Source organism: Pseudoalteromonas sp. NZS127, assembly GCF_015864805.1.
GTDB lineage: Bacteria > Pseudomonadota > Gammaproteobacteria > Enterobacterales > Alteromonadaceae > Pseudoalteromonas > Pseudoalteromonas nigrifaciens.
Genome location: NZ_JADYWN010000024.1, coordinates 1 through 14,156, shown reverse-complemented (window position 1 = coordinate 14,156; position 14,156 = coordinate 1). Strand labels below are relative to the sequence as shown.

Genomic DNA, 14,156 nt, shown 5'->3' with positions numbered 1-14,156 from the left:
CGCATGTTTTAAATAAAGATCTAAACCTTATCAACAGAAAAGTGCTTCAGTAGTAGTAATAGTAATAAAAGATCTCTTTAAAAGATCCTTTATATTATTAGAGATCACACACTTAGATCTTGACCGCTGTTAATCATTTATCTTCTGCTAAATTCTAGGTAGAATACGCTCCCTTTTGAAGTTTACTGGTTTGATTTAAGTAGGATCCCATTAATGATTTTTCACGAAAATTTTGACGTTATCGTAGTAGGTGGTGGACATGCTGGCACTGAAGCCGCATTGGCAGCCGCACGTATGGGGATGAATACCCTGCTGCTAACTCACAATATGGATACCCTTGGTCAAATGTCATGTAACCCAGCAATTGGTGGCATTGGCAAAGGTCACTTAGTTAAAGAAATTGACGCTCTAGGTGGTGCAATGGCACAGGCCATTGACAAAGGCGGGATCCAATTTCGCACACTTAATTCTTCAAAAGGCCCAGCCGTTCGTGCAACCCGAGCACAGGCTGATCGCGCTTTGTACAAAGCGGCAATTCAAACAACATTGCAAAACCAAGATAACTTAAAGATTTTTCAACAATCGTGTGATGATCTTATTGTTGAAAACGATCGTGTTACTGGTGTGGTTACCCAAATGGGTTTACGTTTTAGTGCTCCAAGTGTTGTGCTAACCGTAGGTACTTTTTTAGGTGGCCAAATACATATAGGTTTAGAAAACTTTAAAGGTGGTCGTGCAGGCGATCCTCCTTCAATTGCATTGGCTGATCGTTTACGTGAATTACCTTTTAGAGTGGATCGTTTAAAAACCGGTACTCCACCACGTATTGATGCCCGTACTGTTGATTTTAGTAAAATGCAAGAACAAGCAGGTGATACGCCTATACCGGTATTTTCATTTATGGGTAAACCAAGTGATCACCCACAACAAATACCGTGTTACATCACCTTTACTAATGAAAAGACCCATGATGTTATTCGTAAAAACTTACATCGCTCGCCAATGTATGGTGGTGTTATTGAAGGCATAGGCCCGCGCTACTGCCCTTCTATTGAAGATAAAATTGTTCGTTTTGCTGATAAAGACAAACATCAAATTTTTGTTGAGCCAGAAGGTTTAACATCATATGAGTTATACCCAAATGGTATTTCGACCAGTTTACCGTTTGATGTGCAAATTGAAATTGTGCAATCTATTACTGGCTTTGAAAACGCTCATATTTGTCGTCCTGGTTATGCTATTGAATATGACTTTTTTGATCCGCGCGATTTAAAACGTTCATTAGAAACTAAATTTATTGATGGCTTATTTTTTGCGGGCCAAATAAATGGTACTACCGGTTATGAAGAAGCGGGTGCTCAAGGTTTAATTGCAGGTATGAATGCTGCTTTAAAAGTTCAGGGTAAAGAGTCTTGGACTCCACGTCGTGACGAAGCTTATGTGGGTGTACTTATTGACGACTTAACTACTTTGGGAACGAAAGAACCTTATCGTATGTTTACTAGCCGTGCTGAATACCGTTTATTATTACGTGAAGATAATGCCGATATTCGTTTAACTGAAAAAGGCCGCGAATTAGGCTTAGTGAATGACGAACGTTGGCAGGCATATAACGAAAAAATGGAAGTGATCGCTAAAGAGAAACAGCGTATTAAAGATACCTGGATCCACAAAGATCATACTATGATAGATCAAGTTAATGCATTGCTAAAAACGCCATTAACGCGTGAAGCTAGTTTAGAGGAATTATTACGTCGTCCTGAAATTCGTTATAACGATCTAATGGCAATTGACGGCTTAGGATCTGAATTTACTAATCAAGCCGCGCTTGAACAAGTTGAGATCCATACAAAGTACGCAGGTTATATTGTGCGCCAGCAAGATGAGATCAATAAACAGTTACGCCATGAGCAAACAATTTTACCAAAAGAGTTTGATTATAAAACCGTATCGGGTTTATCAAATGAGGTTGTTGCTAAGCTGATTGATGCTCGTCCAGACACTATTGGTCAAGCTTCGCGTATTTCTGGTATCACCCCAGCGGCGATTTCGTTATTATTGGTGTATCTGAAGAAGCAAGGCTTGTTACGCAAATCAGCATAACGGCGAGGGTACCTAGTGTTACAGCAACAATTAACTACATTGTTAGCGCAAACTAATATTGCGCTAACCGAAAAACAACAGCAACAGCTGGTTCGTTACGTTGAGTTATTAACTAAGTGGAACAAAGCTTATAATTTAACCTCAGTACGCTTACCTGAAGAAATGATGGTTAAGCACATAATGGACAGCTTAGTTGTTGCACCTCATTTACCCGGTCATCATTATATTGATGTAGGAACTGGCCCTGGCTTACCTGGTATTGTATTAGCGATTGCATTACCTAACACTCATTTTGTGTTACTTGATAGTTTAGGTAAACGTGTACGTTTTTTAATGCATGTTAAACATGAGCTAGGACTTGATAACGTCACTCCGGTGCAGTCAAGAGTTGAAGAATATCAGCCAAGTGTTAAATTAGATGGTGTACTCAGTCGCGCATTTGCTTCATTGCAAGATATGGTTGACTGGTGTGGACACTTAATTGATCATTCAGGAAAATTTATTGCCCTTAAAGGTGTGTTCCCTAGCGAAGAGCTAGAGTCATTACCGACTGGCGTTAAGTTTGAGCAAAAAATTGCATTAGAAGTACCTAATTTAGATGCACAACGACATTTAATTATTCTTTCTAAAGACTAGGGATCAGAGACACTGTGGCAAAAGTCATCGCATTAGCAAATCAAAAAGGTGGTGTAGGTAAAACTACAACCGCTGTTAACCTCGCTGCATCTATGGCTGCAACAAAACGAAAAGTGTTGTTAATTGATCTCGATCCGCAAGGTAATGCCACTATGGGTAGTGGCGTAGATAAGTATGGCGACGTGCCAACTATTTACGATTTGCTGATAGAAAACAAGCCAATTGAAGAGGTTATAATTAAAGAAACCTCTGGTGAATATCATATGATTGCTGCAAATGGTGATGTAACCGCTGCAGAAGTAAAATTAATGGAATTATTTGCCCGCGAAGTACGTTTGCGTAATGCGCTGGAAAAAATTCAAGACCAATATGAATTCATTTTTATCGACTGCCCTCCTTCTTTAAATATGTTAACAGTAAATGCCATGGCTGCAGCCGACTCTATTTTAGTCCCTATGCAATGTGAATATTATGCGTTAGAAGGTTTAACCGCATTAATGGACACCATTACGCAACTTGCCAAGTTAGTTAATCCTAAGCTACAAATTGAAGGCATACTTCGTACTATGTACGACCCGCGTAATCGATTAGCTAATGATGTATCAGAACAATTAAAACAACATTTTGGCGATAAAGTTTACCGCACAGTGATCCCGCGTAATGTTCGCTTAGCCGAGGCACCAAGTTTTGGTGCACCAGCGATGTATTATGACCGGGCATCAAGTGGTGCTAAAGCATATTTAGCACTGGCTGGTGAAATGTTACGCAGAAAAGAAAAAACAACGCCAGTTGTCGCCTAACTTTGAGGTAAAAAAATAATATGTCTGCTAAAAAAAGAGGTTTAGGCCGAGGACTCGATGCGCTGTTAAGTTCATCAAAACCTGCACCAACAAGTAGCAATGAGCAAAATTCGTCAAATACAACTGACATTATGCACAATGTAACGCAATCTCAACAAAGCGAATTACAAAAATTACCGATCGAATTTTTACACTCGGGTAAATATCAACCGCGTAAAGATATGTCGGAAGAAGCATTAGAAGAGTTAGCAAGTTCAATTCGTGCACAAGGCATTATTCAGCCAATTGTAGTGCGCCCTATTGCTCAAAATAGCTATGAAATTATTGCCGGTGAACGTCGTTGGCGTGCAGCACAAATAGCTAAGCTTGATACTGTACCTTGTATTATTAAAGATGTACCCGATGAAGCTGCGGTTGCTATTGCTTTAATAGAAAATATTCAGCGTGAAGATTTAAATGCCATGGAAGAAGCGGTTGCTTTAAACCGTTTACTAAATGAGTTTGAATTAACCCATCAACAAGTAGCCGATGCCGTTGGTAAATCTCGTACTACAGTGACTAATTTATTGCGTTTAAATAATTTAAATAATGACGTAAAAACATTGTTAGAACACGGCGATATTGAAATGGGCCACGCTCGTTGTTTATTAGCGCTTGAGGGAGATACGCAATCTGATGCGGCGCGTTTAGCTGTGGCTAAAGCACTTACAGTGCGAGAAACCGAAAAGCTTGTACGTTCAATTTTAGAGCCTGTAGCCGCTAAAGAAGCAACAGAAAAAGATCCAGATGTTAAACAGTTAGAGCAACAACTCGCTGAAAACATAGGTGCCAAAGTAGAAATAAACTATAACAAAAAAGGCAAAGGTAAGTTGGTTATTTCTTACACAAACCTTGATGAATTAGATGGCATTTTAAATCGTATCAACCAAGACTATTCCCAGCATTAATAAATAACATGTCTAAAATGAGACAATTGTCGTTATTTTACACCACAATACAGCTACTCAAGTTGCAAAACTGGCAGGATTAAGTATAATTTCGCCAGTTTTCATACCCTGACAATTAGAACGCCATTAAGGTTAACTAAACGTGACGAATAAGTTAGCAAGACCGTATAGGCTTGCCGCATTGAAATTAATTCTTCTGCAGGGAGTAGTAGCGTTAGTTACTACAGTAATTATTTTTTTAGGTTGGGGAATAAATGCCGGGCTATCAGCATTTGCTGGAGGCACCGTAGCAGTACTCCCCCACTTAGTATTTGCCCTCTACGCATTCAGATATATGGGTGCGAGTAAAGCAAATCAAGCGTATGCCTCGTTAAAACGCGGCAACGGACTAAAATTTATGCTAACAATCATATTGTTCGCGCTAATACTAAAGCTTTACCCGGTAGTGTTACTGCCTTTTTTTAGTGCTTATGTGTTGGTGTTGTTTACTGGATTGTTTGCACCCGTTTTTTTTAAACATTAACTTTGGGATATAACATGGCTGCAGAAGAAGTTACTCTATCTAGCCATATTCAGCACCACTTGACCAATGCGAAGATGTGTTCGACCGATGCCGGTTTAGCCTTCAATAAAGCATGTGCGGATAGTGGATTCTGGACATGGCATGTGGATACCCTCGCATGGTCTATCGGATTAGGTCTAATATTTTTATGGATCTTCCGTAGTGCCGCAAAAAAATCAACACTTGGTGTACCAGGAAAATTTCAGTGTTTTATTGAAATTATCGTTGAGTTCGTTGGCGACAACGTACGCGATACCTTCCACGGTAAAAGTAAGCTTATTGCGCCATTAGCCCTAACGATATTCGTTTGGGTGTTCTTAATGAACTTAATGGACTTAATCCCGGTTGACTTTTTACCATCATTTGCAGGTTTCGTTGGTGAAACAGCATTCGGTATGGACTCACACGACGTGTACATGAAAATTGTACCGACTACCGATATTAATATGACCTCTGCACTTGCGCTGGGTGTATTTATTTTAATGGTTGGTTTTGCAATAAAAATCAAAGGCATTGGCGGCTTTATTAAAGAACTAACGCTTCACCCGTTTAGCTCTAATAACGTGTTTGTGCAAATTTTATTGATTCCTTTCAACTTGTTACTTGAGCTTATCGCATTGGTTTCTAAGCCATTTTCGTTAGCACTACGTTTATTTGGTAACTTGTATGCAGGTGAATTGATTTTCATCTTGATTGGCGCAATTGGTTTTATGCAGTTACCACTGCACTTTGTATGGGCAGTATTCCATATCTTAGTTATTACACTGCAAGCATTCTTATTTATGATGCTGACCATTGTTTACCTAAGCATGGCAAGTTCAGATAATCACTAATTTATAATCTTTACCTTTAATATTTAACTTTAATTACAATTGAAACTTTGGAGAAAAAAATGGAACTAGTATTAGGTCTTAAGTACATCGCAGTAGCTTTACTAATTGGCTTCGGTGCAATCGGTACAGCAGTTGGTTTTGGTAACATGGGCGGTAAATTCCTTGAAGCATGTGCGCGTCAACCTGAGCTTGCACCTTCGCTACAAGTTAAAATGTTTATCCTTGCTGGTCTAATCGATGCTGTAGCAATGATTGGTGTTGGTATCGCTATGGTATTGTTGTTCGTACTTTAATTTTATTTTTTGAACAGCTTACTATTTAAGGAGGAGCGGTTGTGAATTTAAACGCCACTCTTATCGGTGAATTGATTGCGTTTACGGTGTTCGTACTTTTTTGTATGAAGTTCGTATGGCCACCACTAAACGGTGCAATTGAAGCTCGCCAGAAAAAAATCGAAGATGGTTTAGCTGCCTCTGATAGAGCCGAAAAAGACTTAGAACTAGCGCAAAAGAAAGCTGCAGAACAGCTTAAAGATGCCAAAGTTCAAGCGGCTGATATCATAGACCAAGCTAAAAAGCGTGCTGTGCTAATTGTTGACGAAGAGACAGTTCGTGGTCAACAAGAGCGTGAAAAAATCATTGCTCAAGGGCACTCTGAAATTGAATCAGAGCGTAACCGTGTGACAGAAGAGCTACGTAAGCAAGTAGCAACTCTGGCAGTGGTTGGCGCACAGAGAATTTTAGAGCGTGAAATTAATCAAGCTGCACATAGTGACATCGTTGAAAAACTTGTCGCTGAGCTGTAACTAGGAGGGTATGAGCATGTCTGAATTGACTACTATCGCTCGCCCATACGCTAAAGCGGCTTTTGAACTTGCCGTTGAAAAAGGCACTATTGAAAGTTGGAACGAGATGTTATTTTTTGCTGGCCACGTTGCTAGCAATGAAAAAGCATCTGCGCTTCTAGCGGGTATGCCTACTGCTACTACACAAGCTGAATTATTTATTCAAATTTGTGCTGAGCAGCTCAACGAACAAGGTCAGAACCTAGTTAAGGTGATGGCTGAAAATGGACGTTTGATCGCACTACCAGCAGTTGCACAGTTATTTGCTAAATTTAAAGCAGAATACGACAAAGAAATCGACGTTGATGTGATTTCGGCAACCCCTCTTGTTGCAGCGCAACAAGAGTCATTGGTAGCGGCACTTGAAAAACGTTTCGCACGCAAAGTTAAGCTGAATTGTAGTGAAGACGCAGCAGTAGTTGGAGGCCTTATTATTAAGGCGGGTGACACTGTAATCGACGGCTCTATTCGCGGTAAATTAAACCGCTTAGCCACAACACTACAATCGTAATTGGGAAAAAGAGCATGCAACTTAATTCCACTGAAATTTCAGATCTGATCAAACAACGTATTGAGCAGTTCGAAGTTGTAAGTGAAGCTCGTAACGAAGGTACTATTGTATCTGTTACAGACGGTATCATCCGCATCCACGGTCTAGCTGACTGTATGCAAGGTGAGATGATTGAGCTTCCAGGCAACCGTTATGCTATCGCACTAAACCTTGAGCGCGACTCAATTGGTGCAGTAGTAATGGGTCCGTACGCGGATCTTACTGAAGGCGTAAAAGTATATACAACTGGTCGTATTTTAGAAGTGCCTGTTGGTCCTGGTCTACTTGGTCGTGTTGTTAACACACTAGGTGCTCCGATCGATGGTAAAGGCGCGCTAGATAATGACGGGTTTGAACCTGTAGAAAAAATTGCACCAGGTGTAATCGAGCGTAAATCTGTAGATGAGCCAGTACAAACTGGTTATAAATCTATCGATGCGATGATTCCAGTTGGTCGTGGTCAACGTGAACTTATCATTGGTGACCGCCAAACAGGTAAAACTGCACTAGCAATCGATGCAATCATCAATCAAAAAGGCACAGGCGTTAAGTGTGTGTACGTTGCGATTGGTCAAAAAGCATCTACTATTGCTAACGTAGTTCGCAAATTAGAAGAGCACGGTGCATTAGCAAATACTATCGTAGTTGTTGCATCTGCTTCTGAATCAGCGGCACTTCAGTACTTAGCACCGTTCGCGGGCTGTACTATGGGTGAATACTTCCGTGACCGCGGTGAAAACGCTTTAATCGTATATGATGATTTGTCTAAGCAAGCAGTTGCTTATCGTCAAATTTCATTACTACTTAAGCGCCCACCAGGTCGTGAAGCATACCCAGGTGACGTATTCTATCTTCACTCTCGTCTTTTAGAACGTGCTTCGCGTGTAAACGCTGAATACGTTGAAAAGTTCACTAATGGTGAAGTGAAAGGTACAACTGGTTCATTGACGGCATTGCCAATCATTGAAACTCAAGGCGGCGACGTTTCTGCGTTCGTACCGACTAACGTTATCTCTATCACCGATGGTCAAATTTTCTTAGAAACTGACCTATTCAACTCAGGTATCCGTCCGGCAGTAAACGCTGGTATTTCGGTATCGCGTGTTGGTGGTGCTGCACAAACTAAAATCGTTAAGAAACTAGGTGGCGGTATTCGTCTAGCCCTAGCTCAGTACCGTGAATTAGCTGCGTTCTCGCAGTTCGCGTCTGACCTTGATGATGCAACTCGTGCTCAACTTGAGCATGGTGAGCGTGTAACAGAGCTAATGAAGCAGAAACAGTACGCGCCAATGTCTGTTGCTGAAATGTCTTTGTCGTTATTTGCTGCTGAAAAAGGTTTCCTTCAAGATATCGAGATCGCTAAGATCATGGATTTTGAAGCGGCTTTACTTTCGTATGCAAATAGCACATACGCAGAGCTTGTGGCTCAAATCAATGAAACTGGTAACTACAACGCCGAGATCGAAGCGCAACTTAAAGAACTTCTAACGAAGTTCAAGTCTACGCAAACTTGGTAATATAGTTATTAATGGTGCGCTTTAGGAAACTAAAGCACACCTTGATTCGGAGAGAGAGTCATGGCCAGCGGAAAAGAGATTAAAAGCAAGATCGGTAGTATTAAAAATACTCAAAAGATCACTAGCGCAATGGAAATGGTTGCTGCGTCTAAAATGAAAAGGGCGCAAGAACGCGTTGCTACAAGCCGTCCATACGCTGCAAAATTACGCACAGTGATTGGTCGTGTTGCTCAGGCAAATCTTGATTTTACCCACCCTTTTTTAGAAGAGCGTGAAGTAAAACGAGTTGGTTATATTGTTATCTCTACAGACCGTGGTCTGTGTGGCGGTTTAAACTCAAATGAGTTTAAAAAAGTTGCACTAGATATTAAAGCATGGAAAGAAAAAGGTGTAAGCGCAGAGTTTGCAACTTTAGGCAGTAAAGCTGCTGGTTTCTTCCAACGCTTTGGTGGTCAAGTCCTTGCTAAAAAAGCAGGCTTAGGAGATAAACCTTCAATTCAGGATATAATTGGTCCTGTAAAAGTAATGCTTGATGCATTCTCTGAAGGTAAAATTGACCGTTTATTCTTGGTATACAACAAGTTTGTAAATACCATGAAGCAAGAGCCAACAGTAGATCAGTTACTCCCTTTGCCAAAAGCTGAAGAAGAAGTATCTGCCCACACATGGGATTACTTGTATGAGCCAAACCCAGACGCTATTTTAGAAGCGTTGTTAGTACGGTTTGTTGAGTCTCAAGTATACCAAGGTGTAGTTGAAAATGCTGCATCTGAGCAGGCTGCCCGCATGGTTGCAATGAAAGCTGCAACAGACAATGCCGGCGACCTTATGGATGAGTTACAGCTTATTTATAACAAAGCTCGCCAAGCAGCAATCACACAAGAAATTAGTGAGATTTGTTCTGGTTCAGCAGCAGTTTAATGCTTCAGGCAAAGATTAACGAGAGGAATAGACATGAGTTTAGGTAAGGTCGTCCAAATTATCGGTGCCGTTGTGGATATTGAATTTCCACAAAACAACGTGCCAGCCGTATATGACGCGCTAAGAGTAACAGATGGCGATTTAACTGGGTTGACTCTAGAAGTTCAACAACAGTTAGGTGGCGGTGTGGTACGTACTATCGCTATGGGTACTACAGACGGTTTGCGTCGTGGTGCTTCGGTAATGAATACAGGTGAGTCGATTCAAGTTCCAGTTGGTAAAGCAACACTTGGTCGTATCATGAACGTACTTGGTGAGCCAATCGATGAAGCTGGCCCAATCGGCGAAGAAGACCGTATGTCTATTCACCGTGCAGCGCCTACTTACGAAGAGCAATCAAGTTCAGTTGAGCTTTTAGAAACTGGTATCAAGGTTATCGACCTTGTATGTCCATTCGCTAAAGGTGGTAAAGTTGGTTTATTCGGTGGTGCCGGTGTTGGTAAAACCGTAAACATGATGGAACTTATCCGTAACATCGCAATCGAGCACAGCGGCTACTCAGTATTCGCCGGTGTTGGTGAGCGTACACGTGAAGGTAACGATTTCTACCATGAGATGAACGATTCAAACGTACTTGATAAAGTATCGCTTGTATACGGTCAGATGAACGAGCCTCCAGGTAACCGTTTACGCGTAGCGTTAACAGGTCTTACTATGGCTGAAAAGTTCCGTGACGAAGGTCGCGATGTACTTTTCTTCGTAGATAACATCTACCGTTACACACTTGCTGGTACAGAAGTATCTGCACTTCTTGGTCGTATGCCATCAGCGGTAGGCTACCAGCCTACACTTGCTGAAGAAATGGGTGTATTACAAGAGCGTATTGCTTCTACTAAGACGGGTTCAATCACTTCAATCCAAGCGGTATACGTACCTGCGGATGATTTAACGGATCCATCTCCAGCAACTACCTTTGCTCACTTAGACGCAACTGTAGTACTTTCGCGTGATATCGCGTCACTTGGTATCTACCCAGCGGTAGACCCACTTGATTCATCTTCACGTCAACTTGACCCACAAGTAATTGGTCAAGAGCACTACGATACAGCACGTGGCGTTCAAACAGTTCTTCAGCGTTATAAAGAACTTAAAGACATCATTGCAATCCTAGGTATGGACGAGCTTTCTGACGAAGATAAGCAACTTGTATCTCGTGCACGTAAAATCCAACGTTTCCTATCTCAGCCATTCTTCGTGGCAGAGGTGTTTACAGGCGCGTCTGGTAAATACGTATCACTAAAAGATACAATTTCTGGCTTTAAAGGCATCTTAAACGGTGAATTTGATGACATGCCAGAGCAAGCGTTCTACATGGTTGGCTCTATCGAAGAAGCTCAAGAAAAAGCCAAAAGCATGTAACTTAGGAGGGGAGTATGGCAGCTATGACTGTACATCTTGATGTAGTAAGCGCAGAGCAGAGTTTGTTCTCTGGCCGTGTTGAATCGATTCAAGTTACTGGTAGTGAAGGTGAGTTAGGCGTTAATGCTGGTCACGCTCCACTACTTACTGCCCTTAAACCTGGTATGGTACGTTTAGTTAAGCAATTTGGTGAAGAAGAGTTCATCTACATTGCTGGCGGTACATTAGAAGTACAACCTAATCTAGTGACTGTTCTTGCTGATACAGCTGTTCGTGGTGAAGACCTTGACGAGCAAGCTGCAGAAGCTGCTAAACGTGACGCTGAAGCTCAAATGGCGAAAGGTGCATCTGCTGAACTTGATTATAATCAAGCCGCAGTGCAACTAGCTGAAGCAATTGCTCAGCTACGCATTATTCAGCAATTACGTAAAAAGTAAGCCTATCTGGTTTTTAAAAGCCCACATAACGTGGGCTTTTTTGTGCCTGTAATATAAATCAGCAATGTTATAAAAATTATAAATTTACTTTTTGTGCTCACTATTTATCCCTTGTTACTTATATCCATCACTAATCCCCGTTACAATAACGCCATTGAAGTGTCTGAGTGTTTCAGCCAAGATTCAGTAGTCAGTAATTAAGCTACTGAGTATTTGCACATGATGTGATTTACATAATCTACTGTGCACCAGTACGCGCTTATTTAGCTAAAACAACGAAAAAAGGAAATTGTTTTAATGTCTCTAACAACGGTTATTCTTGCAGCGGGTAAAGGTACTCGCATGCGCTCAGCGCTACCTAAAGTTCTTCATAAAGTGGCTGGCAAACCTATGGTGCAGCACGTTATTGATAACGCAAAAGCACTAGGTGCAACTACTACTAACTTAGTTTACGGTCATGGTGGCGAACTATTACAACAACAACTGGCCAACAACAACGTAAATTGGGTACTCCAAGCTGAGCAGTTAGGTACGGGTCATGCAGTAGCGCAAGCCAACTCTCATGTTAATGACGATGATACAGTGCTGATTTTATACGGTGACGTGCCTTTAACTAAGCAATCAACGCTTGAACGTTTATTAGCTGCGACACCTAAACATGGTTTAGCGGTATTAACCGTAAATTTAGCCAATCCAAATGGTTACGGACGTATGCTACGTGTTGATGGCAAGTTAGTGGGTATTGTTGAGCAAAAAGATGCCAGCCCAGAGCAATTACTTATTAGCGAAGTAAATACCGGTATTATGGCCGTTAATGGTCGATTGCTAAAAAGCTGGTTAGGCAACTTATCTAACAATAATGCACAAGGCGAATATTACCTAACCGACATAGTGGCAATGGCGCATAGCGAAGGTGTCGAAATTACATCAGCTCAGCCAGATCACCCAATGGAAGTAGAAGGCGCTAATAATCGTATACAACTAGCTGGCCTTGAACGTGCGTACCAAGCATGGCAAGCACAAGAATTAATGCTTAATGGGGCAACACTTGCCGATCCTGCCCGTATAGATGTTCGCGGAACAGTCACCACCGGTGAAGATGTACTAATAGATATAAACGTGATTTTTGAAGGCAAAGTGACTATAGGTCATAACGTTGAAATTGGACCAAACTGTGTGCTCAAAAACTGCAGCATTGGCGATAACGTTATAATAAAAGCTAATACACTCATAGAAGATGCAACAGTTGCTGCTAAATGTACGCTTGGTCCCTATGCCCGCCTTCGCCCAGGTGCAATTATGGAAGAAGACTCACATGTTGGTAACTTCGTCGAAATGAAAAAAACCCGTTTAGGTAAAGGCTCTAAAGCTAATCACTTAAGTTACCTAGGTGATGCTGAAATTGGCGAAAAGGTTAATATTGGCGCGGGTACTATTACCTGTAACTATGACGGCGTTAATAAAGCAAAAACCATTATTGGCAACAATGCCTTTATTGGTTCTAACTCATCGCTTGTTGCACCCGTAAATATTGGTGCAATGGCAACAATTGGTGCAGGCTCTGTTATTACGAATACAGTAGCAGATGAGCAACTAGCTATTGCTCGAGGCAAACAGCGTAATTTAGATGGCTGGAAACGCCCAGTTAAAAAATAACGACTTATATTTAGTTAAAAAGTATAAGTAGATAGAAGCGAGTTATTAACTCGCTTTTTTATTGTCTGAACGATATGAGCCCCCTACTCTACATCAGATATTTAACTGAGTATTTTGCTAAACCTTAAAAGGTGCAAAGTACCGGCTCTTAATTTATTTAGAGCTACTCAGTAAAGTACTATAACTAAGCCGCATTTAATTATTTAAACATAACATTTAAACTAAACAACCTACCTTCTACCTAGCGTAACTATAACTTCCCTATTACTGCCATTTATTTGGTGCTTTTTTAAGCTTAAACTTCATTGCAAGCCTTTGTTTGTATGTCTTTTATACAATATTCATTTAATTGTCATAAAGCGGAAATAAAGTGTTGACCCTCACTCGTTTATCCCTATAATGCGACCCCACTGAGAAGGGAAACGCCAAAGCATAGCAAGGCAGCAACTACTCAGAGAGTTAAATAAAACTTCGGTTTTAAATCTTCCAAAAAGAAAGTTTAAAACTAAGTATTGACTCGAAAAATAAAGGATGTATTATACGCATCCCTTGANTTGACTCGAAAAATAAAGGATGTATTATACGCATCCCTTGAGACGCTAAAGCGACTCAAAACGTTCTTTAACAATATAAAGCAATCATCTGTGTGGGCACTCGTACAGATTGAGTTCTAACAGCCAAACTACTTATTCTTTATGGGTAATTAGCGAGGCAAACAAATTAGAGTCTCAATTGAAAACTGAGTGACCAACAGAAGTAACTTATTTATAAGTTGCTTCGGCACAGTCAATTCAATATCGAAAGATATTAAAAATAAATTCAGAATTCATTGAGCTGTCGAAAGACATAAAACTTTTTAATTGAAGAGTTTGATCATGGCTCAGATTGAACGCTGGCGGCAGGCCTAACACATGCAAGTCGAGCGGTAACA

Annotated in this window: 14 protein-coding genes and 1 rRNA gene; all 15 read left to right on the top strand. The window is 40.9% G+C overall.

Features of this window, described 5'->3' with window-relative positions:
- The first annotated feature begins 213 nt into the window (after positions 1 to 213).
- Positions 214 to 2,103, top strand: coding sequence for a tRNA uridine-5-carboxymethylaminomethyl(34) synthesis enzyme MnmG (gene mnmG / locus I6E78_RS16400; RefSeq protein ID WP_011329637.1), 1,890 nt, complete (start codon positions 214 to 216; stop codon positions 2,101 to 2,103).
- A 15-nt stretch (positions 2,104 to 2,118) separates the two neighbouring features.
- On the top strand, positions 2,119 to 2,739 hold the full coding sequence (rsmG, locus tag I6E78_RS16395; RefSeq protein ID WP_011329636.1) for a 16S rRNA (guanine(527)-N(7))-methyltransferase RsmG: 621 nt from the start codon (positions 2,119 to 2,121) through the stop codon (positions 2,737 to 2,739).
- 14 nt (positions 2,740 to 2,753) lie between these two features.
- On the top strand, positions 2,754 to 3,539 hold the full coding sequence (locus tag I6E78_RS16390) for a ParA family protein (protein WP_011329635.1): 786 nt from the start codon (positions 2,754 to 2,756) through the stop codon (positions 3,537 to 3,539).
- A 20-nt stretch (positions 3,540 to 3,559) separates the two neighbouring features.
- Positions 3,560 to 4,486, top strand: coding sequence for a ParB/RepB/Spo0J family partition protein (locus I6E78_RS16385; RefSeq protein ID WP_086996472.1), 927 nt, complete (start codon positions 3,560 to 3,562; stop codon positions 4,484 to 4,486).
- 142 nt (positions 4,487 to 4,628) lie between these two features.
- Complete coding sequence (locus I6E78_RS16380; protein ID WP_011329633.1) at positions 4,629 to 5,009, top strand: ATP synthase subunit I; 381 nt, start codon at positions 4,629 to 4,631, stop codon at positions 5,007 to 5,009.
- Positions 5,010 to 5,023: 14 nt separating this feature from the next.
- Complete coding sequence (gene atpB / locus I6E78_RS16375) at positions 5,024 to 5,881, top strand: F0F1 ATP synthase subunit A (RefSeq protein WP_011329632.1); 858 nt, start codon at positions 5,024 to 5,026, stop codon at positions 5,879 to 5,881.
- Positions 5,882 to 5,940: 59 nt separating this feature from the next.
- On the top strand, positions 5,941 to 6,174 hold the full coding sequence (gene atpE, locus I6E78_RS16370; protein WP_011329631.1) for a F0F1 ATP synthase subunit C: 234 nt from the start codon (positions 5,941 to 5,943) through the stop codon (positions 6,172 to 6,174).
- Between the two features lie 41 nt (positions 6,175 to 6,215).
- Positions 6,216 to 6,686 (top strand): F0F1 ATP synthase subunit B, encoded by a 471-nt coding sequence (gene atpF, locus I6E78_RS16365; protein WP_011329630.1) that lies wholly within the window; start codon positions 6,216 to 6,218, stop codon positions 6,684 to 6,686.
- A gap of 16 nt (positions 6,687 to 6,702) precedes the next feature.
- Complete coding sequence (atpH, locus tag I6E78_RS16360; protein ID WP_011329629.1) at positions 6,703 to 7,236, top strand: F0F1 ATP synthase subunit delta; 534 nt, start codon at positions 6,703 to 6,705, stop codon at positions 7,234 to 7,236.
- A gap of 14 nt (positions 7,237 to 7,250) precedes the next feature.
- Positions 7,251 to 8,792 carry a F0F1 ATP synthase subunit alpha gene (gene atpA, locus I6E78_RS16355; protein WP_011329628.1) on the top strand — a complete coding sequence of 514 codons (1,542 nt, stop codon included), beginning with the start codon at positions 7,251 to 7,253 and terminating at the stop codon, positions 8,790 to 8,792.
- 60 nt (positions 8,793 to 8,852) lie between these two features.
- Complete coding sequence (atpG, locus tag I6E78_RS16350; RefSeq protein ID WP_011329627.1) at positions 8,853 to 9,713, top strand: F0F1 ATP synthase subunit gamma; 861 nt, start codon at positions 8,853 to 8,855, stop codon at positions 9,711 to 9,713.
- 33 nt (positions 9,714 to 9,746) lie between these two features.
- Positions 9,747 to 11,132 carry a F0F1 ATP synthase subunit beta gene (gene atpD / locus I6E78_RS16345; protein ID WP_011329626.1) on the top strand — a complete coding sequence of 462 codons (1,386 nt, stop codon included), beginning with the start codon at positions 9,747 to 9,749 and terminating at the stop codon, positions 11,130 to 11,132.
- Between the two features lie 14 nt (positions 11,133 to 11,146).
- The gene (locus I6E78_RS16340) at positions 11,147 to 11,569 is read left to right on the top strand and encodes a F0F1 ATP synthase subunit epsilon (RefSeq protein ID WP_011329625.1); all 423 of its coding nucleotides are present in this window, start codon (positions 11,147 to 11,149) and stop codon (positions 11,567 to 11,569) included.
- A 297-nt stretch (positions 11,570 to 11,866) separates the two neighbouring features.
- Positions 11,867 to 13,225, top strand: coding sequence for a bifunctional UDP-N-acetylglucosamine diphosphorylase/glucosamine-1-phosphate N-acetyltransferase GlmU (gene glmU, locus I6E78_RS16335; RefSeq protein WP_086996480.1), 1,359 nt, complete (start codon positions 11,867 to 11,869; stop codon positions 13,223 to 13,225).
- Positions 13,226 to 14,082: 857 nt separating this feature from the next.
- Positions 14,083 to 14,156 (top strand): 16S ribosomal RNA (locus I6E78_RS16330); the annotation flags it as partial.

Coding starts and splice junctions, on each gene's coding strand:
- I6E78_RS16385 (WP_086996472.1), top strand. CDS start 3,560: ATGTCTGCTAAAAAAAGAGGTTTAGGCCGAGGACTCGATGCGCTGTTA.
- I6E78_RS16340 (WP_011329625.1), top strand. CDS start 11,147: ATGGCAGCTATGACTGTACATCTTGATGTAGTAAGCGCAGAGCAGAGT.
- mnmG (WP_011329637.1), top strand. CDS start 214: ATGATTTTTCACGAAAATTTTGACGTTATCGTAGTAGGTGGTGGACAT.
- atpG (WP_011329627.1), top strand. CDS start 8,853: ATGGCCAGCGGAAAAGAGATTAAAAGCAAGATCGGTAGTATTAAAAAT.
- atpH (WP_011329629.1), top strand. CDS start 6,703: ATGTCTGAATTGACTACTATCGCTCGCCCATACGCTAAAGCGGCTTTT.
- glmU (WP_086996480.1), top strand. CDS start 11,867: ATGTCTCTAACAACGGTTATTCTTGCAGCGGGTAAAGGTACTCGCATG.
- atpB (WP_011329632.1), top strand. CDS start 5,024: ATGGCTGCAGAAGAAGTTACTCTATCTAGCCATATTCAGCACCACTTG.
- atpE (WP_011329631.1), top strand. CDS start 5,941: ATGGAACTAGTATTAGGTCTTAAGTACATCGCAGTAGCTTTACTAATT.
- atpA (WP_011329628.1), top strand. CDS start 7,251: ATGCAACTTAATTCCACTGAAATTTCAGATCTGATCAAACAACGTATT.
- atpD (WP_011329626.1), top strand. CDS start 9,747: ATGAGTTTAGGTAAGGTCGTCCAAATTATCGGTGCCGTTGTGGATATT.